The sequence below is a fragment of the Pseudovibrio sp. Ad13 genome (assembly GCF_001623225.1).
Taxonomy (GTDB): domain Bacteria; phylum Pseudomonadota; class Alphaproteobacteria; order Rhizobiales; family Stappiaceae; genus Pseudovibrio.
The window spans coordinates 19,953-42,369 of sequence record NZ_LMCC01000015.1; the positions used below are offsets into that span (position 1 = coordinate 19,953).

The following is a 22,417-nucleotide window of genomic DNA, read 5'->3' on the forward strand; positions in this document are numbered from 1 at the left end:
GGGCTGTCGGAACTCTTGGTTCAAAATTTTTGATGTACCCATCTCACTCCAAAACCTGATTGTTTTGATGTGAAATGACGCGGAACTTGTCCGTGACCAGCCCAGGAACGCTCGTCAGTTAAACGCCCCCTTAGCTAAGTCGCTACAGATCTCTCTTCCCAATCTTTCGCTAGGCGGCACGCCGATACCGGCGGCAGCGGTCAAAATGCTGACACTTGAATATCAATGGGATAAAATTACAGAGGGATTGTACGTAGTCGGCAGAGCAAAGAATGCTAAGAACTTAGCAATCTGGCTATTTACTCAGATTTGTGCACACGGCATGAGCGAGCAGACCTCAGAGAGACAAATGCTCGGCTCTGGCGGCATCAATCCAGTCTGACAGGGCTTGTTCATCCGGCACGGCAATTGCGCCATACTTCAGTACGATCAGGCCATTTTTTTCCAGCTGTTTGAGCGCTTTACCCATAGAAACACGTGAGGTGCCCACAGCAATAGCCAACTCAGACTGGTTCCAGTTGAGCATCCCTGGCACTTCTGAAGCTTCGAGCATATTCTGCAAGAACACCGCTGTATAAGCGGGCAAAGGCAGCAAACGCAGATCGTCAAGCATGTTCAGCGCCACATTCAATCGGCTTAACGTCGCTGGCAAAGCTGCGCGGGCGATTTCTGGATGAGTGTCCATTAGCGTCAGAAAATCAGCTTTGTGAACATAGCCGATTGTTGTTTTACCAACTGCTGTAGCATTTTGTGTCCGCTTGCGGCCGGTCAGCACACCTATGATGCCAATGAAGTGGCCCTCACCAAGCACTGCAAGAATTGTTTCCCGACCACTGGGGCTGAAACGCCCCATTCTAACTGCCCCTGAACGCACTATGAGCAGGCGATCACCCTCATCGCCGGTCGAGAAGATCGTGCGGCCGTCCTGATAGGTGTGGCGCTGCTCGACAGCTGCAAAAGCGGCCTCGACCTTTGGACTAAGCAGGTCAAGGAACTTGAGGCTCCCGTGATCCAGCAATCCTGTCATGGACAAGGTTCCTTAAAATGCGTCGAATGCGTACACTTCATCACGTATCCTGAACATCGCCCTTGTTGTCAACACACCATACTGTTAGTTGCAGAGCTTCAATCGTGGCCGCAGTTAGCGATACTCACGAATGTCCGTACATGGTCATGAGTAATTGCAGATCGCCAATAAGAGTTATTGTAGAAGCCTTCGGGTGAACGTGTCTCAACCCATGATGGAAATGTTCAGATGTTCGGTAATTGCCCTTAGCATCAAGCTGATTGAGGTCAATTTCAAGTTGCCGTCTCGCTCTGGATGGAGCTGCTCCGTAACCAGGCAAATGCCCACTAAAGTAACACTGAAACATGCAGTTTATTCGGACATCCAAATACTCAATTGTAGCAGCTATGCAATTCTTATTCTCCTCCCTTCAACCCCGCCTCAATCCTCTCCCCGACCGTTTCTGAGAGCACCCGTATCGGATGAGCATCATGGTTCACATAGCGGTTGGTGATGGTCACGTTGCGGTGGCGCAGAAGATGACTGATGAGGAAAGCGTTGCTACCTGATTGCGCAGCAAATGTACCAACCGTATGGCGTAGATCATGAATGCGCACATCTGGAATGTCAGCATGATGGCGCACCCGCTGCCATGCGTTTTCCACCAGCTCCTTGGTAATATGCCGTGTGGGATCGTTGATGCGGGCAAGTACATAGGGAGAGCCATCCAAGCGCGGTATATCGGAGAGGATATCCAGCACATTCCCACTCACCGGATGAGGTTTGCGGCCATCCCCTTTCTTTGAAGGCAAGGCAATGGCCCCTTCATCAAAGTCCACATGCTTCCATTCAAGAGAAGCGATCTCCATCAATCACGCACCTGTGTAGAGCAGTAGCTTAAGGCAGTAGAGCGCCATCGGGTTCACGGGTGTACGCCGTTTCTCAATATCGTTGCGCAGATGCTTTGTGTGCTCCGGCTTGGCCTTGATGATCCACGGGAGCCCCTCTTTCTCTGCAAGCTCCAGCGTCTTACCCAAGCGCTGTAACTCCTCACCAGATAGAAACCGGTCACGCTCATTTTCCTTATAGCGTCTGATCAACCTCACAGGATTACTGTGCTCAGGTCTCAAACCCCAAACCTCGGCCAGATTGAAAGCCTTGGAGATGATCGCCAGAACGTGGTTTGCTTGTCGCGGAGTTCTGCGCATAGAACGATGTAGCTTGGAGATATCCTGCCGGGTGATTGATGCTAGCTTCGCTTTGCCCAAAGGCTTGCGCACACACCGTTCAAGAATTCGCCGTATCTCGATAAGAGACTTTGGCTTGTTGTGCACCTCAACATGCTCGCTCAGATACATATCAAGCAAGTCGTCAACCGTCGGCGCGTTGCGAATGATCTTGCGATTAACGGTCGGGTCTTCCCCATTGCGCACCTTGGCCAGAATATCGACAGCCAGCCCCCTCGCCTGATCTGGTGTTAGCTCCCCGTATTTTCCGAGGGTCATCCGGCGAGAGCGCCCTTCGAGTGTGCGATATTGAACAATGAAGGTTTTGCGTCCGGTTGGCATCACCTGCAGCCCAAATCCCGAGAGCTTACCGTCCCAGACGAAGTACTTCTTCGCTGTTGGCTTGGCTGCATCGACCGTCCGTTTTGTGACATTGGGCATCAGGCAAAACTCTCCCGCTGACGACCCATGACAAGAACCGCCCACATGCGAAAATAGAAATTAAAATTAGTCCCCGAATGCTACTGTTTCTGACGGCCTGACAGCTTGTGACGACCTTTTGGGCTTCTCTAATGGCCCTGTGCAAAACACGGCCTCATCCCCTTACAGATCGCTTGCGCTATGCCTACCGTTTCTTGTCAGCATATTGTAAGCAAATGTACGAGTTTCGCAGCGAAATGCAAGGTAGGCAGGAGCAAATAATTTTCTACAACTCATTGATTCATAGTACTGAATCGTAGTAGAGTGTAAGTGGACGTGAGTTGCAAATTGCAACTTGTAATCAGGGGGGTGCGGGTTCGATCCCTGCTGCCAGCACCATTTAACCTCGTGTCAGCGCTATGAAAGCAAATGAGAGCATTTGAAAGTGCAATTTCACTCCTCTTTTAGCTCTAGTAATTGTCCTTTCAAATTATGAAAATCAACACTGCAAAGAGAACTTCAATGGTCTGTTTGCTGATGCATTTTTAAATGCCAGTTGGCGCTTTGAAGTAACCCGGTAATTAAATTGGATTAGCTACAGAACTTAATTGAAACACCTAGAGTAGCCGATAAAATATTTTACAAAGAAATATACTAAACTATTATATCGACAAAACTCTAAAACCACGTATTTAAGTAAGCTAAATTAATCTAACTCTGCTACTGCGGGATTTGCTAAATAGTATTCAGAAGTTGCTCTTCAAAATCTGCTCTCCCTATTGTCAGCAAGCATATCTAGTTCATGCATGATGCGACAGGAGTTACAGATGCCCAAAGGACAGTTTCAATCTCATCATGAAAATAGGCCTGGTGTTATTGCAGGTTTTCTCCCGCGGGACTCAAAGCTTCTGGGGAAGTGGCTGGATCATATCAGTAAAAAATCCATATCAGCGTATGGAGAGCAAATTGAACGAGGCTACTCTTTTTTGGAGCCTTCAGTTCAAGCCCTAGCCTTTTTGCTGAATGAAGGTGATCACCTTCATGGTCTTGCGAGCGAGATGATTGAGCAAGGCTGGCAAGTTCACCAAGAAGAAGAACCCAAAGTGGCGTATGGAATTAAATCCATCAACAATATGCTATGCGCGCTCAATTACATTATCAAACATGCACCAATCTTTGATCCGGACTTGCCGCATTCAGCATTTCCAATGTCAGGATTGTTTGTCTACATGATGTGGACACCCGCAGGGAACTTTATCTTTAAAAACAAGCTTTTCAATGATGCCCTGAGAAACATCCTTGATGCCTGGTGTGAGTTTTTAGACTCTCCGGCCTCACTCAGTGTCGTTGTTACCTCAAAGGATGGTTGGCTTTCTGAAGCCTCATGGAAAGCGAACAGCCTGGATCAGTTCGTAACGAAAGAACAGATCGAGAAAGACCCTGTGCATTGGGGATACACGTCGTTTAATGACTTCTTCCATCGTCAAATCATTGCGATCTGCCGACCAATTGATGGGCCGGACAATGATCGAGTGATTACATCTGCTAATGATGGCACCGTTTATCGCATTGCACGTAATGTAAAACTGGACGACGATTTTGAGACGAAAGCCCAAAACTATTCTCTCAAGCAAATGCTTGACGACAGCCCTCTCACAACGCACTTTGTTGGCGGAGATGTCGTTCAAACGTTCCTGAGCGGCAACGACTATCACCGGTGGAGAGCTCCTATCGCCGGTAAGGTTGTCGAAGCTCGGGTCGTAAACGGATACATGTTCTCTGAGCTTTATTCAGAGGGGTTTGATCCATCAGCTGGAACTAAGTCTCAAGGATACGAGGCGATGGTAAACACCAGGGCGCTTATCTTTATCGAGAGCGAAAATCCGGCAATCGGTTGCGTATGCGTTATGCCCATCGGGATCACTGAAATCTCATCTATCTCAATTCAGGTCAAAGTAGGCGATAATGTTCAAAAAGGACAAGAACTTGGGTGGTTCAGCTACGGGGGATCCTCAATGGCTCTTGTTTTTCAGCCCAAAGCTATCAAGCAGTTTACGATTGTAAATCCTCTTTCAGATAACAACTCCGACAACGGGCCATTTGTCAGAGTTGGGGCACAAATTGCGATCTCAACTATTTAAGTCAGTCGTTGTTTTTCTCTTCAGCGCCTGGCGATAATGAAAACCAACGCTAGGTGTGCTTTCGCTAAACCGAAGGACACAGCAATGAAACACCCTCTCCTAGAACTGACTGATAGCGCCTGCGCGGCTCTGGTCGATGCATGCACAGATCGCGACCCCAAGTACATAGATGACGACCTTTCCTGTGTTAAAGCCATCGCTCAAGCAGCTATCAATGTAGAGTTGTTTACAATCCCCCTCTACATGACGGCGCTGTATTCAGTCCAAGGTACACATCAAATCAATAGTAAGGGCAGTAAGCTTTATGAAGGTCGCTGGTGGCCTGGCTCTGGTCCTGCCGCTGACCCTGACACAACAAACAAGCAAGTCTTCAATAAAGTCTACAGCGTGTTTATTGAAGAGATGCTGCACCTTCAACTCGCTTCAAACATGGCAACTTTGATTGGAGTGCAGCCATGCTTCACAAGTCCAGCCTTACAGAACAAAGAGTTTGGATGGACCTGCTATAAGCATGGCAACACCATGATTCCGCACATTTTGGATTTTAATAATTGGATAGATCACCCCGTCTTATGTTCATATGATCCCGACCTAATGAATTTAAAAGGTATGCAAGTGATCCTGCGCGCCATGAACAAAGATCAGGCAAAACTGTTCATGGCAATTGAAGAGACCGTTGAACTCGCCAAGCTCAATCTGGAAAATTCTGAAGTTCCCATACCTGATCCTCAGCCCGATGGTGATAAGACCCGACCAAAGTACTTTGAACCTGCACCATTTGATTGGTTCAAAGCCAACATGACGGAAGCAGATCTACCTCTGTTCGGCTCAATTGGGCATATGTACTTATGTTACTGGAGCTACCTTGAAATTACCTACTCAGATGGAACCAGTTTGCTTGGGCGTCTCTTAGGCTTACAGCGAGACCGGTTCAATAAGCCTGAACAAACGGCTTCACAATATCCGATGATTGATATGAACCTGGAAGAGCTCGACAGCCTAAAGCTCAAGCTCATTAACAACATCAATGCAATCACTGATCAGGGTGAAGGCGGGGATGTTGTCAAAGACATTGTGAGGGTTTGGGGCTTTAAGTCATGGGCCAACACACTTGCAAAAGGCTCAGAAAATCCTCTTGGTTGCGTGAAGGAAAAGTTCCAGCCTAACAAAGAAGCATTGATTGAAGATTATCCTCATTACGATGATCAGGGCAATCAGCTCCCAACGCTATCTGGTATAGCCCGCGCCAGATCTGATGCAGCGGATAAAGACCACTTCGAACTGTTTTCGGAAGTGCTTCAACTCGTACAAAAGCATGATTACATGACATGGGAGAAATGGCACAACCAAAACCATACTTGGACACCAGATATGCTTGGTACCGATGGAGCCCCCAACGTGCCATGTACTGAAGACATAGCAACAGCGCTCAATAAGTTAAAAACCAAGCCTAATACCTACCAAATATTAAGCCAAGCTGCGGTTGGGACGATTAAGGGCATCACTACAGTCTTGAACAGTTACTGGAATAATAGCGATAACACCGAATTTCCCTCTCCTGCCATGGATGGGTCTGGTGATCGGGTTTCTATATGCTGGGCTGTGACCGGAAAAGTGCCCGATCTTGTGACTGGCATTGCCTCACAAAAGGAACATGTTCTTTATCATGCTTGTCAGGATATGGCCTTAAACGGTTCAGATACCGAGACTTGTGCCAGTGTTTTAGCTTACCATAGCTGTAAAGGTTCAAACGAATGCAAGACCCAGGGTGGGTGCGGGTTTGTCCAAAGTGCCAGCGGTGGAGGTAGCTGTGGAGGTTCCGTTGCCAAAGATCTAAAGAGCGCGCCAGCGGACAATAAATGCGGTGGTTTTGGAGGGTGTGCAGTACCAATTTCAGCCTCTCAGCTTTACCCGAAACAAGACGATGGTTGCTATAAGATGCAACTCTATAAATTTGGACCTGCTCCTGATCATAATTCAGAGGCTTTGAAGCAACATCTCCCCTACTCTGAAGGGGATGCCGTTTACGACATAGCATGGCAAGCTTACAGTCATGCGAAGGGGCTCGACCCTGATGCGCATAAAGCACCAAAAGCCAATGATTTGCGGCTGGCGATGCCACCAAGCACATAAACGGGGTCAAATGAGTTCATCTGCTTCATCGAAACAAGGAGCCGCAGATTCAGCGGCTTCCGAATTGAACGAAAATACTGATTATTTAGGATTTGGGGTTGGCCTGCGTTCTCAGCACTTCCCTGAGATTATGGCTTGCGAGAATTTACCTGTCGACTGGTTTGAGATCATAAGTGAAAACTTCATCGACAACCACGGATATGGTCGCAAGGTTCTCAAGGAGCTCCGCAGCAGATGTCCGATTGTGATGCATGGTGTTTCCCTCAATGTAGGATCTTCAGATCCTCTGAACTGGGAGTATCTTCAAAAGCTCAAAGAGCTGGCTGAATTTGTCCAACCATCATGGATCTCTGACCACTTGTGCTGGACAGGGATTCTTGGACACAACACTCATGATCTTCTGCCAATGCCTTTGACGGAAGAGAGCCTCAATCATGTATCCGAGAGGGTGCTGCAAGTTCAGGCCTTTCTTGGACAACCAATCCTTCTTGAGAACCCATCCACCTATCTTGAGTTTCGACAAAATGAGCTCAGTGAGTGGGAATTTCTGTCGTTACTTGTCAAAAAAACAAACTGCCTTTTGTTGCTTGATGTAAACAATGTCTTCGTCTCCTCCTTTAATCATGGCTATGATCCTCTGGAGTATCTGAGGAACATTCCTCACAGCAGCATCCAACAAGTGCATTTAGCTGGTCCTACAAGGGCTGGTAACTGTCTGGTGGATACCCACGATCAACCTGTCCCAGATCAAGTCTGGGAGCTTTACAAAGTGCTCCTAGAGAAAACCGGCCCCGTCTCCACGCTACTGGAATGGGATGCAAACATCCCGGGCTTTTCTGAGGTTGTCGCTGAGTTGAACAAGGCACGGCTAATTTTTGATGGAAAGCCTTACCAGCGACTGGAGAGTGTCGACATCAATCAAGCACCTAGTGTATTCTCGAGCCCGGTTGTTCGATGATGAAGGAAAGTTGTCTAAAGAAAGATACCCAACTAAGGCAGCTACAAAAATGGCTGCAGGAGGTCCTGATAAACCGTGGCGACCTCTATCAAAAACTCTTAGGAGCCGAGCACCAAACAAACCTTACCCTCACAGAAGCTATAAAAGAAACGGACCAATTTCCTGCAATCGAGCGCATCAACATTTATGCCTCAGGATACATTATGCGCTTGGTCGAAGCGCTAAAGGCAGAGTATCCGCTGCTGTGTAAGTTTATGGGAGATGAAGTCTTTGAAGGATTCGCAAAGGCTTACATTGTCACCCATCCTTCGCGTTATTCCAGTTTATATAAGTTAGGAGCTAAACTCCCTGAGTTTCTGGAGGAGACACAACCGAGGGGAGCCAATTGCGCTGATCAAGTCGCTCTATTTAAGATTCCAGCTGAATTGGCGCGATATGAGAGAACGCTATCCGAGATCCTGCTCCATCATGGTATTGAAGGGTATTTTTATTATACTTCAGAAACGTCGATTGCCTTTTTGACATCAAACCACTCTGAGCTATTACAAGCATCGCCATGCCTAAGAATTCTCAAGCTAGAGTACCCAATCCGTTCACTCGCCGTGTCACTACATTTGAACGACACAGTGACAACACCACAGCGAACTGAGAACTGGGTAGCTCTCACACGAAAAGACTACAAGGTCGTTTCATTGCAGATCAATGATTGGCAGGCTGAGTTGTTGGAAGCTTTGAAGTCTCCAACGCCCCTTTATCGAGCGCTGGAAAATGTTAAATCTACAAATATGGCTGAAGTTTTGCTTTGGCTTCCAACTGCGCTGGATTTTGGATTGGTCTATTACCCAAAATAGACCAATCTCAACTATATAAACAATGCATAGTTTTGCTCACCCAGCCGGTATGGAATAATTTGCGACACACCTGTTGCCGCGGTAACAGTTGCTTCTGTTGTCCAACCCATGCAATCGCCGTGTACGCGATTTAAAGTCACCTCACCATTACTCGCCATATACGTCATAAAGTAAGGGTCACCCGGCCCAACCATAAATGGATGTACAATATCCAGCTCTTGGTCATCCTTCAGATGTAAGTGTGAACCGACCTCATTGGTCCCTTCGCTTAGATCATCTGAGAAGTGATCTATATTAACGTTGGGTTTCCATGTATTGGTTTTCAGGAAGAAGTTCTCCTTGCCCCAGGTAAAGAAGGCAAAACGTGTCCAGCCTTTTGCCCATTGGTGAGCCCAGACATTTTCTACAACAAGCGGAGGGCTTTTCCCACCGGACTTTGCCGTGGCTGATATCGTCCAGGTATTCACGGCGCCATCTGTGTTGTTGTAACCAAATACAAAATTCTGCCCCAGATCGACAGCGCATTTTACTTCGCTCAGGTTCGTCGTATAGGGATAGCGTGTATGATAGAAATGCAATGGATATTCGGATTTTAGATCCTTAGTCAAAAGGAAGAAATACATGTGTCCGTTTTTGGCCTGATAGGCGAGCAGATGAGGCTTGTTCATCATGTAAAACGGCTGAATCGAATCCCAGTCTTTGCCAAGCTCAAATGTATTAGGCACTTGCTTGATCCAAGGTTCCTCTTCAAGGAGCTCAAATGTGTCGCAACTTCCACTCCCCTTATTGTATCCCACAAGGACCGTGGTACCGTAATTATCATAGGTAGTGATTGCATCGTAGTTATGGTCAAAAACAGGCTGTCCGACCTCAGACCATTCCATTACGCCAGCTTGTTGGGTTGGTGTCATCGTGTAGAGCGTTGCAGTCATTATTCCCGTCTCCTAGCGTATATCTTCGCTGTAAATTTTGAAGGGAGCCGGATCTACGCCGGCAATCTGATAGTAAGTGCAATGAGCAGGTTGCCCTGCTCCGTTCAGCTTCAAAATCTCAAACCCTCGATTGTACCATTGCTCGACCATCTGCAGATGCGTACCAGGTATAATCGGGACCGGATACACTTCCTCATAGGGCGTTTCTTTCTGCTGCACCGGAATGGCTGAGTGACCTATGCAACGACCTTTTGCGAGCGTTTTGAGAGGATTATCCGGTTCTGAATTATTGGGAGGCCAGCCAGTGGGCCTGAAGTTATCTTCAAATATGCAAAGGTTATGTTCATGCCCCCAGAACCATGCAGCGACCTTATCAAAATATGGTCCAAAGGCTTGCCAAAGAGCGGTGTTTACGCCGGGCCGATTGATGTCACCTTCATAATCTGGAGTCACACCTACAGCAAAACGACCTGAGTAAAGCTGATGGTGCCCGAATAACAATGTACGGCCAGAGAATTGGCTGAGGTGGTGTCGATGCCAGTCCACTTCATCAGGACGCACATACACCATGGGCGGTGGGTTTTGCGGGTCATATGCATCACTCGGATTGACTTGAAGTACACCCAGGGCTTCATCCAGTTTGTCTCCAGCCACCTTCAGATAGTGCCCATGATACCCCGTATCCATGCCTAGGATCTGCCAGGCCCCGTCCTCTGTGGTTAGACGGAAATAACTGGTTTGCTGCTGCTGACTGGGATGGGTTACGAGCTGACCTTCATCAAGGCACCTGAAGTACGGAAATGCTCCGCAAAAGTATTCATGATTGCCAGGCAACGTGTAAACGGGAGGACGGTGCCCTGCAGCTGTAAAAGCCACATTAAGGAGCCCAAGGAAGTATGTATCAAACTCCTGTTCTGTACCGGAATAATAAACATCGCCGACGTGCAAAATCACATCTGGCTTGAACGAAAGTGCTGACGCTAGAACAGCAGCTGCCACATCCGTTCCTGTTCCGATATCACCGATCAAAGCAATGGTCGCGTCCGATGGAAGTTGCCAGGTCACGCAGCCATAATCATAGCTCCCGCCTCCATACTTGGGATCTCGCCAACTCCGGTAATCCAATTTCCCTCCTGAGTGCCCCGGATAGGCCCAGAAGTATTTCACATACTCATCAAACATCTGCTGCCAGGCCGGGTTGCCAAAAGTGAAGTTGTCCAGCTGTGTCTGCATCTGCGCTTCAATTTGCTTATTCCCGCTAAAAACCGCGTGAGCTTTATGATGTGTCAGATAAGCGAGGTATTCTGCTGCTTCCGGGTCACTGGCATTTCGCGTGGTCGGGATCTCAGGTGCTTTACCTTCCAATGCTTTATGTGCGTATGCATCCACGCCCTCTAACATAGGATGAGCGACCGGAACCCCTTGGCGCGGGTCATGATCTGTCATTTTTGAAACAACGCTCGCAGCAGCTGATTTCAACCGAGCCAGATCCGCATTCTCATAATTGACAATGGGTTGCATCATATATCCAAAGTTCGATGAAGCTGAATGTTGAGACTGTTAGGTGCTGTCATGGGTATCCCGGTCCAGTCCTCCCACAACCCATGACCAAGTTCAAAATGCTCGGAAGCTCGGTCCAGCCACATTGTCGTGAAGTCCTTCAGGGGAGCAAAGCAGGTTGAGCTGCCTTTTCCCTTAGGCCAAAGTGTCCACGCGACCAGGTAATTCTCGCCAACGCACAACACCCCCCCCTCTAGCCCACTCATAGGCTGCAGGTTCTTCGCCCATTTCAGGATGTGTGCTCTAAATATTTCTGGTGAGACGTTCTGATTGCGCGCGCCAATATAGTGCACCACATCGCCGGACATCCAATCAGCGGGCGCATCTACAAGGAAATACGGTGTTTCTACTAACAGGTCGGTCTCTGGCAGCAACACTGGAAATTCAGCGGCGCTTCGTGATGTGTCATATAGATCACCATGCAAATTCGTGTAGCAGCGCACAGCGACACATTTGAAAGCATCGTGATAAGTTTGTTGCGAGGTCCAGAACATTAAGGCGCTTTGATCTGGCACCGTTGGTGGTTTGCCTTCATTTTGTGGCAAAGACGGTATGTAAGCATGCAAGCCCGCATTGGGCTGTAACAAGGAGCATCCTGGCACAAACACAGAGCCTAGAAACTCTTCAAACTGCTGCTGTGTCTTATCTTTGCTTCGAAACCCTCGCCAGACATGTACAGCATCGGGTGGGACCTTACGAATTTCATTCATTTTCGGAAACCCTTGTGAACTGCATATTGTATGTATCACCGGGCTTTACGTTTATGCCTGGCCAGTCATCCCAAAGGGCTGCTTGCGGTGGCAATGTTGTCGGAACAGGTTCAAAAACGTGAGACCAATCACAATGTGATTGCAACTGTTCAAGCCCAGGATCAGTGCCGTCACCCAGTTCCCAATACACGATATAATCTGCTCCGATGCAGATAATGCCACCTTGTATTTTTTCGCGCGCCTGCGTTTCGGCAAGGATACTTTGCAGGTTCTGAAACAACTCTGCAGTGTTTGCGCCTGCCGGTAGGCCGCCCACCAGATGCCTTATCTTGCCTTTCATCCAGTCCTGAGACGTGTCGATAAGGTAGTAACATTGGTTTGATACCAAATCTCCGGCAAATAAGAGTGGGAAGTCAGCGCCACTTTCCGGAGTGTAGCAACCACCGTGGGTCAATGTATATGTACGTCCGGCCAGAGTTTTAAAACCATCCCAGTAGGTCTGCTGAGAGTTCCAGAACAAGATTGCAGTTTCATCAGGTACTGTGTCTGGCTTGTTGGTCATTCCGCATGGAATGGTCGGAACATATGTGTCCAAGCCATTTTCGATCTGCATCTGCACGGTTGAAGGAATGAATGTTTCTCCAAGTCTTTGAAAAAACTCTTCTTGCGGAAGGGTAGACTGGCGAAATCCTCGCCATATCCGGACTGCATCAGGAGGTATCTGGAAGGACATGGATCACGCTCCTTCCGACAGGATCTGGTCTGTCACCTGATTTAGAAAGCCGATTGGGAGTGGCTTTTCCTCTGGTTTGCCATAGGGGCAACCGAGAGGAAACTTCCAATGTTCATTGACACAGAACTGACATGGGCCTGCTGACCGAGACAGGTAGTCTCCTTTATCATCCCACGTCAACTTGCCTTCCCGGTACATATATCCGAGCACATCGGCCATGGTGGCATGAGCATCGTAAAAGCTCTTTTCCAGATCAGGCCACACTTCAGGCCATTGGGATTTTATTGTCTTCAGTATTTGTGGTGCATTTTCTGCAGAGAACTGGAAAGCATCATATCCATCGCCGTTACCGGGAACATATGTAATCTCTGGATTGGTCTCCAGATAATGCACACATTCAGGAGACTTTTCTTTCAGTTCAGAAAGCCAATCAGGGCTTAACCGGAACTGAGGCAGGAAGTTCGTATCGTAAGAAAAGTGCGGTGTTACAACGATCCGGGTGTTGATGGCATAAGGTTCACCGTCAATCTCAGTAGAGAATTCAAACATGGTCGGATTGTCATTCTCTGTAGTGAGAGAAAACAGTGTGAACGCGTTGTCATAAGGATCACTCGGCAGTTCAGGTGAGCGCTTTATATGATCCTTGAAGGCATCCCGGAACATATCCCAGGAACTCTCCCCAACCAGAAACAGAACTGCTGGGTTGGTCATAACCAACTGCTTTAAAGCCCACGCATTTTTAGTCACACAGTTGGAGATGATTATATCTTCGCTCTCCTCCGTGCCCCCCAGGAAAGCGGGTTTCCAATGAGGAGAGGCGCAAGCCACCATGTCTAACTGACAGACATCTTCACCGATCTTCAGATCAGCACTCTTATGGCCTTTCGCTCGTAAATAGTCCGAGAACTCGTTCAGGCTTGGGACGAACTGCTCGTAATATGTCTGAAGTTCCTGATAAACTTCCAGATTAACACCGGCAGGCATTTGCATCTTGGAGATGACAATGTCGCCCTTTTCGAACTTGTTGTCCGGACTATCATGATTGAAGAGAAGCACATAACGCGGCGTACCAGTGGGACGCTCTAATGTGAGTGTAATTTCTGTACCGCTGTCATAGTCAATAATCACGTCATAAGGAGAGCCAGCATGGTCTCTCTCAGCTGATTTAATGATGCCATCTTCAGCTGCAATTACTTGATCCGCAATCACAACTAAATCGGCTGTGGGTGTCACAGAGCTTCCTGCGATCAGATATTTTTTGACCTCTTCAAAGGCAAATCGTTCCTGGTACACATTACGGTAGCGATAGTAGTACGCATACTTGTCATAGCCATCGGTTCCATCATCACTGGTAAAGTCGGGATAGGCCCAGGACGTTCCAGTAATGCCCGGACTAAACGCTGTCAGGTTCGGGTTGATCCCTAAAGTCATGATGGGAGCTTTTCGGCATCCATCCATGATCTCACCATTTGGAAATCCGGAGTTTCGCGTGATCCCTTTCACCCAGGGATACATTTCAGGTGTTCCGGAGGGATCCGCAGTTTTAGGAAAGTCCGACAAAAAATCATAGGTTGGATAAGGACCGTAAACCTGATCCTTGGGATTTGGAGGCCAAAAGAATGAACAGGTGCCGCACGGGCGAACATTAAAGACCAGCTCTACCTCCATCGGATTCTTTGGCTGGCGCGGATTGGTTTGCCGCGGTGGCGTATAAGAACTGGTCATCACGTGCCCTTTCCAGTGGCTGTTTGCCCCTTCAAATCAGTATCAGCTGCAATGGTTCCCCAAGTAAGCAGAGCACCATTCATGGAAGTGTAGAAGCCGTAATGCTCATAGATTTCGCTGGACCAATTCTCGCGCAGCTCTTGCGGAATTGCTTTACCAGAAGGCGTTTGTGTTGGAATTACGGTGTCAGACATATTGCGGACAAATACATAGTCAACGTGATACTCCCCCGCAGCATAGCCAACCACAGCGTCATCCATCTCCAGCGCACTGTACTGCGCGGTATCGTCTCCATCTGAGATGAAGTAATAGTCCGTTGTGAGGAGCGGAATCCCCTTCTTGTCGAGACCTTTAGGTGCCCCCAGTTCTTCAAGAGCTGCGTTCATCATGTCGGCAACGGTAAACTGTCCTGCCCAGTCTGGATTGCCTTTGTCTGAATCGTAAATAGCCTGACACAGAAGGTATTCAAGATAAGGCTGTGTCACGACAGAACTCAGCTTGAAGAGCAGATTCATTTCAATGATTGAGTTCATTGAAAGGTCCGGATACCAGTTGGTGCAGGCAACTGTTTTGTCATTCAATCCGGAACCAGTATTTTCAGACAATTTCAGCTTGATTTTGCCTGTATTTGTAATCGCCGCATCGCCGAGCTTTTCGCTTATGGTCGCTCCGCCAGCGGTGCCAATTGAATAAAGCCGTTGAGGGGATGCCTCTTTTAGTACGAAATGCACCATTGCAATCAACCCATCTGCAAAAGGAGGATGCGACAGGTGCGCATCTGACTTCCAAAGCAATACCTTCAAATCTGCTCCTGCAGCGTTTCGGATAGATACGACCCGATAGAACCCCCAGAGATTGTAAGCTCCCTTCACGTACTCATCATTGGATCTTAGGAACCACCCTTTTCGGAACTCATCTGATGAGACGTAGGCCTCCTTATCAGAAGCCACGAATACATGATCCAGCGCGTTCCACTCAGTATCTGTCCAGGTCATCACAACGATATCGACTTTAGGCAGTGGCGAATTCTTGTCTGGATTGCCAATATCCACGTTTGCAGGAGCGCTTTGCTCTACTTTTGACCAGTCAATAACGGGAAGTGGAGGTAAAGTTCCCGGACTTGAGCAAGCTACACTTTTAGCGTCCGTATAACGGTTTTTCATAGCAAAGCCTCTCTAAGCGTTTTGATTTATAAAACGGGGACCGTAGAAAACCGGAGCAGACAAATCTGTGTAGCGTGCCATGATTTTGGCTTCATCACCGTACAGCTCTGGCAGTCGAGCAATCAGGTTTGCAGGAACCTGAGAGCGCATGATGTTGAAGCAGGAAAGCACGCGTAAATCTGTCATCGCAGCAACAGCTTTGCCAAATGTTGGCCAGGACTCTTCAGCTGGACCATTCCACATCAGATCCAGATCAGTCATGATCTCAGTGTATTTGTCATCAAACGCACAGAGGTTGGATTTGACCGATGCTCCCTCTGGATCAAGTTCGAGTAGCTTCTTATAACCATCACGAGGAACCGCGAGCACATTGGTCACGTTTGGCCAGGGTATTTGGTGACCCTTGAAAAACTCTGTTTCTGTCTCAGGTGTGAGTTTGGGCTCGGGTGTTGGAACGAGAAGTTGTGCACCGTAGTAGATCTCAGCAAAACGCGCATAATGGCTCCCCTCGCCATCAAAGTTCTGCGCGTAAAGATCCTGAGCATTGCTCCCTTCGCCTTGCTCAATGATCTCGTCAATACCGTCGAGGAATTGCTGAACAGGCGTTCGTTTATCCTCGATAGAAAAGACGGTGAAGCCAATGTTGTCTCCAACTTGGTTAGGAAAGGTATTGGCCTGAGCTGAGAGCACCTTTTGAGCGGAGGCATTAATTTCATTCACATTTGCGGTAATTGCTGCTTTTATTTTTGAATAGAATGCACCAATGGAAGGGTATTTCTCGTCTCTATATTTTTCAGCTAACAGACTGATCGGCGTCTCAAGTCGTAAGAAATTCCGCAACTGGTTCTTACTTAACTGCGCAAAAACAATCGGCAGATCAGGCTCCACACCACCAGGCAATCCTTCAGAGGGAGAGAGAGGATCCAGCTTCTTAATTGAAGGCTTTTCCCCGAGAGCTGCCAATATATTACAACCGATGGCCATATGAACCATCTCTTCCATCACGACGGAACGGATCAGGTTGTAAGTTGTGTAGTTTTGAACCTCTAAGGAAAACATTGCGGCTAGATATAGCGGCAGGGTTGCATGCTCCAAAGCAACGGCTGACTGCAGCGAAGCTTTAATCCATTCCAAGTCTCGATCTTGCGGGGGAACTGAAAGCAGTTGTTGGTCCACAAGTGGCCTCCCTCTAATAGCAAAAGTAATGCATACGAGAAAAGCCGCACCGCTCCTCTTCGAGGATGACTAATAGTCCTCGAATAAAGCAAATTTCCTTGAGCTGGGTGCATTCTTTTCACGTGGCCGGAAATTGTGCTTGCAAAATACGTGACTTTAAAAATATAAATCAATCATGCAATTGGAACGTGACAGTTATCACAGCTTTTATATTTCATTAACTTCAAGCAATTCATCATTTACGACTAAAAAGGCATAATAAATTTTGAAATTACTTTTAATAATCATAAATATAAAAAAATATTACTTGTCACTATCAAAAAAAAGATTAGTTGAGTTCAGCTGTACTTTATTGCCCCCGATGACATGCAGCATAAAACTCGCATAACTCCCTGCACCACATGTTGCTATCATCTTTAATCGACGCTCATACAGCCAGATTACATACAGTTAATTGCCCCATCTCAAGCACGTATCATCGCAGTTGAGCCTATGATGCCTAGTCAGAATTTCCTCTGACAGGAAGGAATTCCGCGTCATTTCTTTATAATGTATTACCTATCAAACCGGAGTACATTACTCAGATCTTAATTCCCAGACGTCATCTAGATTGAGCGCCTTGGACATGGCCACAGAGGCTTCATTTGTTTGCCGAGGTCTGAAGCTCAGCGCGGGTTGAAAGTTCGCAACATCCCTTATCACCGTTCTCACTACATTTTCGGTTCATCGAAAATTTATGAAGTCAGCAGAAATCATGACACCATCCAACACAGCCCGAGGGCAAGTGTCAATAAGACTATGAACACGGTTCAATATTGGAAACTGGTTTTGTACGTTCCATGATTGCGGACTGAGTGAAATTTCACAAGTCTGCTACCCGAACCATGAAAGCAAAAGCTCAATGAAAGAGAATAGTCCCATGAAACAACCCTTCCTCACGACTTCGGTACTGGCCTGTCTGACCTTGGGTTCTCTGGTTCAGGCGAGCTTCGCGCAAGAAGCTTCCTCAAACGACTGTTCTGTTGCGGAGTTCACCATGGGCTTGCGTTTCCAGCAGCAATCAGCGGAAGTTCGGGCACTACAGAGACAAGCCTATAACATTGCTACGCAGAAACTTGCAGCTGTAGTCGAAGCGGCAGATGATCCTTCGAAACTGGCAATTGTTTCAGATCTGGATGAGACTGTGATTGATAATAGTGCCCTGTTGGCTCGTGATCTGAAGAACTGCCATACATATGATGTATGGGACACTTGGCTCCCCTGGGAGCGAGATGGTAAGCCGACATTGATCCCTGGAGCAAAGGAATTCTTAAACTACGCAGATGAACTGGGGGTTGCTATTCGCTATATTTCAGACCGCTCGGACAAACAGAAAGATTACACACTGGCCACATTGAATGAGCTGGGTTTACCACAGATCAGCCCCGAGACTGTTCTTCTGCTTGGACCACCCAAAGTGGAGCGACGTGAGATTGTCCGGAAGGATCACCAGATTGTTCTGATGCTGGGAGATACATTGCATGACTTCGACGGTGGTTTCCGCAAAACTCCTCTGGATCACCAGAAATCTCTTGTCGATGAGAGTGCCGCTAAATGGGGTACAGAGTGGATCGTTTTCCCTAACACCGCATACGGCACGTGGTCCGAAGCTCCTTTGACCACATGGAGCGATGAGACCATCATTGAAAAATGGTGACTAGATCCATTTATCTTTTTCAAATCGCTAGATTTTCCGGTGATTGATTGGTCTTAATGCCCAACTAAAATGCGAACAAGTGGTGTCAGCGACCCATGTCTTTGTTGGTTTGCGAAAACATTCGAAGGTCTATGAGGTGAGCATGGCACCACTTGTACAGCCTTGCGCAGAAAGACAAGCTGGGAAGTTCGTTTACGGTGCAGGATTTTCTTTTACCGAAAAGGAGGATTGAAACACCACATGTGTTGTTCCCGGATTAGAAGCGCATATTAAAGCTGTATACCCGCAGTGTCTGACTGTTTTCTCAGAGCATGATGATGACTGCACTAAGTGATTACTCAAGCCCTTTAACGTATAAAGGTCAGGCAACACAGTGCCTCAAAGGCATTGGTAACCCGACCCTATCTCTTGAATTCTATACGTTTACACTTGAAACTTCAGAATGAGCTGCGTCGAAGGCTTCACGAAGGGAGCTTTCTTTGGAGCGATCAAGATTTGTTCGGATGATATGACCGCCCTGTTGACCAAGCTTTTCAATGACTTTGTCGGATACTTCCTTGCGGACCATCATAAACAAAGCTGCCTGCCCTGGTTTTAGTACAGAAGCGACGTCCTTCATGAACTTGTCGTTGATACCATAGTCACTGAGCGCCCCGCCAAGTGCTCCGGCTGACGCCCCGGCAACGACACCTAGAAGAGGGTTCAGGAAAATTAGACCAATCAGCAATCCCCAAAATGCGCCTCCAGCGGCTCCGGCAGTCCACATGTTGACCATCTGGTTTAGCTTTATTTTTCCATGTTCATTTGCTTTGGCGACAACTGCATCTGCAATTTCCACCATATACTCGTGTTGTAGTTCTAACAGTTCTTCGCGTGCTTTTTCTGCTTCTGCTTCATTATCGTAGCCAATGACGATCAATTCAGACATTTCTATCACCTTGTTTTAGTCTTTAAAACAAGCAAACAGGCTTGAACATCAATCATTGGGTTTGGTCGATCGCACAGGCCTGTGTTGTTTGCTGGCAAGCTATGGAGCAGATGAAGGTGCTGTGTCTGTTAGCTGGTTAACAGACTGCCGAATATTTTAGAATTATGTTGGGAGCTTTGGAAAAGCGTGTTTTTCTAACAGAACTGTATTGAAGAGTGTGCATCTGTTTATTCTGCGTAACTCGGAGTAGCGTCGGCCAGTTCTTCAAGTTTGTTGAGCTTGATAATGCTTAGATAGCCATCTTCCAGTTCAATTATGCCTTGTTTTTTAAAGTCATTGAGAGTGAGGTTGACTGTCGGTCTTGAACACCCAACGAGGGTTGCAATTTCGCCTTGTGTTAAACGCACATTGATGCTGATGCGATTGTTTTGTTCTTGGCCAAGATCATTTGCAAGCAGGCCTATCATTTTTGCTACACGCGATGTCGCACTTTTAAAAATCAAATCTTCAGCTCTGGTCTCAATCCGTTGCAGGCGCTTTCCGACCTGTTTGGATATTGCAAAACTAAAACTGGGAGCAGTTTGCATTAGTTCGATGAAAACCTTTTTGGGGAGTTTTAAAACACCGCATTGATCAATTGCGACTGCAAAGCTTTCCCGAGTGTCATTGTTAAGTGCTGATAGCTCCCCAAAGACTTCTCCAGGCTCCACAAAGCCAAGAGTGAATTCACCGCCGGAGTTCGAACAGCGGTACAATCTCGTTAAGCCCTTTTCCAGCAAATATACAGTGTCAGGCTCGATCATAGGAGAGAAGATCGTTTCCTTGTCCTGAAACACCTGAGTTCTCGAGGCTGAACGAATACTTTTGACAGTGTCATCTGGTAGTGCGTCAAGCCAGTTAATCGTTGCAAGATGCCAGTGCGACAACTCCCCCCCCTGTCATCAATAGACGAACATTCAGTAAAAATAACTTCTGAGAACACATTTTATCTGCACTCAAGTGTCTTGTTATCTGCCATTTGGGACGAAAACAACAAATTAAATAATGTTAATTTTGAGCGGTTTTAAGAGCAACTGTTGGCCAGCTAACAGCGAGCGCATGGGCGGGCTGCTAATGGTTTACCTGTAGGTTTGGAGTTCGACCTACCTATTAGAAACATTAGATAAGTAGCCTTGAAGGGAACGTTAGCTCATGCTGCTTTTGGGTATAACACTAGCATTATTGCTTGCAGGTGGAAGCAGCGTCTACGCAGATGAAGCTGCCACATCAAAGCGCGATATGTCAAAACTCACTTGTGGTGAGTTTTTGGAGATGAGCGCGCCTGATGCGGTTGTGACACTTTTCTGGATTGATGGATACCTATCCAGCAAAAACGATGCGCCAGTATGGGATGCTGAAACTTTTGTGGAGCATCGCGACAAACTCGTAAAAATTTGCGCCTCAGAAGATGGCAAGGAGAAATTCCTCTTCGAAGAAGTGGAAGAACTAAACTAGATCTGCCGTGAAGTGGGACTGCCTAGCAGTCTCACTTTTGGTAAACTGATGCCTCCCGTTTCGGGACGTTGCTCCTTGAACACCAATCAGTGATGCAACTTTCCCTCGCTTCTTGTCCTCTGATACAGCATCCCACAATATGAAAACTCAACGCGCCAAAGGCGTGCAGCAAATAGGTGCACTTACGCTTACTTTGACCACTGCTGCTTTGTTTATGACACTTCGTAATATGCCGATGATGGCTGAAACCGGGATGAAAATGATCCTCTTCAACCTCATCACCATTTTCGCCTATCTTATTCCTGTGGCTCTTATCTCCGCAGAACTTGCTACAGGATGGCCAAAAAACGGAGTTTACCACTGGGTAGAAGAGGCATTTGGATCACGTATGGGCTTTATTGCTGTATGGATGCAATGGGTCCAGAGTATTTTCGGGATAACGTCTATCCTAGCCTACATAGCGGCTTCACTAGCATATGCTTTCGACCCAGAACTCGGTACCAACAAGTACTTCATAATATTCATTATCTTGTCTGTTTACTGGTCTGCCACCCTTGTCAATTTCCGAGGCAGCAAAGGCTCAGGCATAATAAGCTCTGTCGCTGTTTCCGCAGGAGTTTTATTGCCTTCTGTTCTCCTGATTGCATTGGGTGCGATCTATGTAAGTTCTGGAAATGAGCTCCATCTAGATACGACATTGACTGCCAAAAATCTGGTCCCATCAGTTTGGGAGACAGGGAACCTGGTTCTCTTCTTGAGCTTTATCTTTGGTTTTGTTGGAGTTGAAGTATCAGCCAGCCACGCTCGAGAAGTTAAGAATATACAACGTGTCTATCCCATCGCAATTTTCAGTGCTGCCGGGATTGGGTTTGTAACAACTTTACTGGGTGGGTTGACGGTCGCTTCAGTGTTACCCGCGGGGTCCATTGATCAAATCAATGGCGCGATGCAAGCGTTCTCTGCTTTGCTGACACACTTCAAGCTACTGTGGTTCTTACCGATAATAGCTGTTCTTGTTGCATTAGGTGCTGCAAGACAGGTGAGTACTTGGATTGTGGGTCCGGTGAAAGGGCTTTTTGCTGCAGGCCAAGCTGGAAATTTACCCCTCTGGGCGCAGAAGGTGAACCATCAGGGCGTGCCTACTAATCTTCTTGTTTTGCAGGCTGTACTTATTTCGCTTATTGCGATGTTCTTCATTGTTGTCAAAGATGTAAATACGGCGTTCTTGATACTCACCTCAGCCGCAGTCCTCATATACTCACTGATGTATATATTGATGTATGCCGCAGCAATACGCTTGCGATATACACACCCAGAAGTTGAGAGGGCCTATCGAGTTCCTGGTGGGAAAAAAGGCATGTGGCTTGTTGCTGGAACCGGCCTAGTTGCTTCTACCGCATGTTTTGCAATTGGCTTCATTCCCCCGCTTCACAGTGGTTTTGCCATCGAAACCTTTGAACTCTTGATGGTTGCAGGTCTGGCAATTGTCGTTGCTGTTCCAGTTCTAATATTTTCAATTCGCCGACCATTTTGGTCACTAACAAAAGCGATCAGTTAAGAAGGAC

Annotated in this window: 19 protein-coding genes; 7 read left to right on the forward strand and 12 right to left on the reverse strand. The window is 47.2% G+C overall.

All coding sequences use genetic code 11. The features are described from left to right. Nucleotides 1-337 precede the first annotated feature (337 nt). The 3 genes from PsAD13_RS17280 to PsAD13_RS28140 form a co-directional block, all read right to left on the reverse strand. Complete coding sequence (locus PsAD13_RS17280) at nucleotides 338-1,027, reverse strand: Crp/Fnr family transcriptional regulator (protein WP_063318978.1); 690 nt, start codon at nucleotides 1,025-1,027, stop codon at nucleotides 338-340. A 395-nt stretch (nucleotides 1,028-1,422) separates the two neighbouring features. Then, on the reverse strand, nucleotides 1,423-1,875 hold the full coding sequence (locus tag PsAD13_RS28135; protein ID WP_208986729.1) for a site-specific integrase: 453 nt from the start codon (nucleotides 1,873-1,875) through the stop codon (nucleotides 1,423-1,425). A 3-nt stretch (nucleotides 1,876-1,878) separates the two neighbouring features. Then, complete coding sequence (locus PsAD13_RS28140; RefSeq protein WP_208986731.1) at nucleotides 1,879-2,673, reverse strand: integrase family protein; 795 nt, start codon at nucleotides 2,671-2,673, stop codon at nucleotides 1,879-1,881. Between the two features lie 806 nt (nucleotides 2,674-3,479). Between PsAD13_RS28140 and PsAD13_RS17290 the strand changes: the two genes are divergently transcribed. The 4 genes from PsAD13_RS17290 to PsAD13_RS17305 all read left to right on the forward strand — a co-directional run bounded on the left by PsAD13_RS17290 (nucleotide 3,480) and on the right by PsAD13_RS17305 (nucleotide 8,735). After that, a complete protein-coding gene (locus PsAD13_RS17290; protein ID WP_153040913.1) occupies nucleotides 3,480-4,793 on the forward strand; it encodes a phosphatidylserine decarboxylase family protein in 1,314 nt (437 codons plus the stop codon). Nucleotides 4,794-4,877: 84 nt separating this feature from the next. Then, complete coding sequence (locus PsAD13_RS17295; RefSeq protein ID WP_208986733.1) at nucleotides 4,878-6,926, forward strand: ferritin-like domain-containing protein; 2,049 nt, start codon at nucleotides 4,878-4,880, stop codon at nucleotides 6,924-6,926. Beyond that, nucleotides 6,892-7,884, forward strand: a complete 993-nt coding sequence (locus PsAD13_RS17300; RefSeq protein ID WP_343228958.1) for a DUF692 domain-containing protein — start codon at nucleotides 6,892-6,894, stop codon at nucleotides 7,882-7,884. Before PsAD13_RS17295 ends, PsAD13_RS17300 begins: the two co-directional genes overlap by 35 nt. Continuing rightward, a complete protein-coding gene (locus PsAD13_RS17305; protein ID WP_063318980.1) occupies nucleotides 7,881-8,735 on the forward strand; it encodes a DNA-binding domain-containing protein in 855 nt (284 codons plus the stop codon). The genes PsAD13_RS17300 and PsAD13_RS17305 overlap by 4 nt, the downstream gene beginning before the upstream one ends. An 11-nt stretch (nucleotides 8,736-8,746) precedes the next feature. Here PsAD13_RS17305 and PsAD13_RS17310 read toward each other — a convergent pair whose 3' ends face one another. The 7 genes from PsAD13_RS17310 to PsAD13_RS17335 are packed head-to-tail and all read right to left on the reverse strand — an operon-like array spanning nucleotide 8,747 to nucleotide 16,734. Continuing rightward, nucleotides 8,747-9,667 carry a hypothetical protein gene (locus tag PsAD13_RS17310; protein WP_063318981.1) on the reverse strand — a complete coding sequence of 307 codons (921 nt, stop codon included), beginning with the start codon at nucleotides 9,665-9,667 and terminating at the stop codon, nucleotides 8,747-8,749. Nucleotides 9,668-9,679: 12 nt separating this feature from the next. Next, nucleotides 9,680-11,188, reverse strand: a complete 1,509-nt coding sequence (locus tag PsAD13_RS17315) for a metallophosphoesterase (protein WP_193777065.1) — start codon at nucleotides 11,186-11,188, stop codon at nucleotides 9,680-9,682. After that, nucleotides 11,188-11,937, reverse strand: coding sequence for a hypothetical protein (locus tag PsAD13_RS17320; RefSeq protein WP_063318983.1), 750 nt, complete (start codon nucleotides 11,935-11,937; stop codon nucleotides 11,188-11,190). Before PsAD13_RS17320 ends, PsAD13_RS17315 begins: the two co-directional genes overlap by 1 nt. Next, a complete protein-coding gene (locus PsAD13_RS17325; RefSeq protein WP_063318984.1) occupies nucleotides 11,930-12,670 on the reverse strand; it encodes a hypothetical protein in 741 nt (246 codons plus the stop codon). Before PsAD13_RS17325 ends, PsAD13_RS17320 begins: the two co-directional genes overlap by 8 nt. A gap of 3 nt (nucleotides 12,671-12,673) precedes the next feature. Continuing rightward, on the reverse strand, nucleotides 12,674-14,395 hold the full coding sequence (locus PsAD13_RS27405; protein ID WP_084404758.1) for a hypothetical protein: 1,722 nt from the start codon (nucleotides 14,393-14,395) through the stop codon (nucleotides 12,674-12,676). After that, nucleotides 14,395-15,558, reverse strand: a complete 1,164-nt coding sequence (locus tag PsAD13_RS27410; RefSeq protein ID WP_153040914.1) for a hypothetical protein — start codon at nucleotides 15,556-15,558, stop codon at nucleotides 14,395-14,397. The genes PsAD13_RS27405 and PsAD13_RS27410 overlap by 1 nt, the downstream gene beginning before the upstream one ends. 12 nt (nucleotides 15,559-15,570) lie before the next feature. Further along, entirely contained in the window at nucleotides 15,571-16,734 is a 1,164-nt protein-coding gene (locus tag PsAD13_RS17335; protein ID WP_206599779.1) for a ferritin-like protein, read from the reverse strand. 919 nt (nucleotides 16,735-17,653) lie between these two features. On the opposite strand from PsAD13_RS17335, the gene PsAD13_RS17340 reads away from it, so the two are divergent. Next, nucleotides 17,654-18,430, forward strand: a complete 777-nt coding sequence (locus tag PsAD13_RS17340; protein WP_153040915.1) for an HAD family acid phosphatase — start codon at nucleotides 17,654-17,656, stop codon at nucleotides 18,428-18,430. 415 nt (nucleotides 18,431-18,845) lie between these two features. Here the strand turns inward: PsAD13_RS17340 and PsAD13_RS17345 are convergent, their stop codons facing one another. Together PsAD13_RS17345 and PsAD13_RS17350 are read right to left on the reverse strand one after the other, a co-directional pair. Further along, nucleotides 18,846-19,358 (reverse strand): DUF1269 domain-containing protein, encoded by a 513-nt coding sequence (locus tag PsAD13_RS17345; protein ID WP_063318985.1) that lies wholly within the window; start codon nucleotides 19,356-19,358, stop codon nucleotides 18,846-18,848. A 227-nt stretch (nucleotides 19,359-19,585) separates the two neighbouring features. Then, complete coding sequence (locus PsAD13_RS17350; protein ID WP_063318986.1) at nucleotides 19,586-20,284, reverse strand: Crp/Fnr family transcriptional regulator; 699 nt, start codon at nucleotides 20,282-20,284, stop codon at nucleotides 19,586-19,588. A gap of 265 nt (nucleotides 20,285-20,549) precedes the next feature. Between PsAD13_RS17350 and PsAD13_RS17355 the strand changes: the two genes are divergently transcribed. Together PsAD13_RS17355 and PsAD13_RS17360 are read left to right on the forward strand one after the other, a co-directional pair. Next, nucleotides 20,550-20,852, forward strand: a complete 303-nt coding sequence (locus PsAD13_RS17355) for an HdeA/HdeB family chaperone (RefSeq protein ID WP_063318987.1) — start codon at nucleotides 20,550-20,552, stop codon at nucleotides 20,850-20,852. 139 nt (nucleotides 20,853-20,991) lie between these two features. Beyond that, nucleotides 20,992-22,410 (forward strand): amino acid permease, encoded by a 1,419-nt coding sequence (locus PsAD13_RS17360; protein WP_063318988.1) that lies wholly within the window; start codon nucleotides 20,992-20,994, stop codon nucleotides 22,408-22,410. Nucleotides 22,411-22,417: the final 7 nt, after the last annotated feature.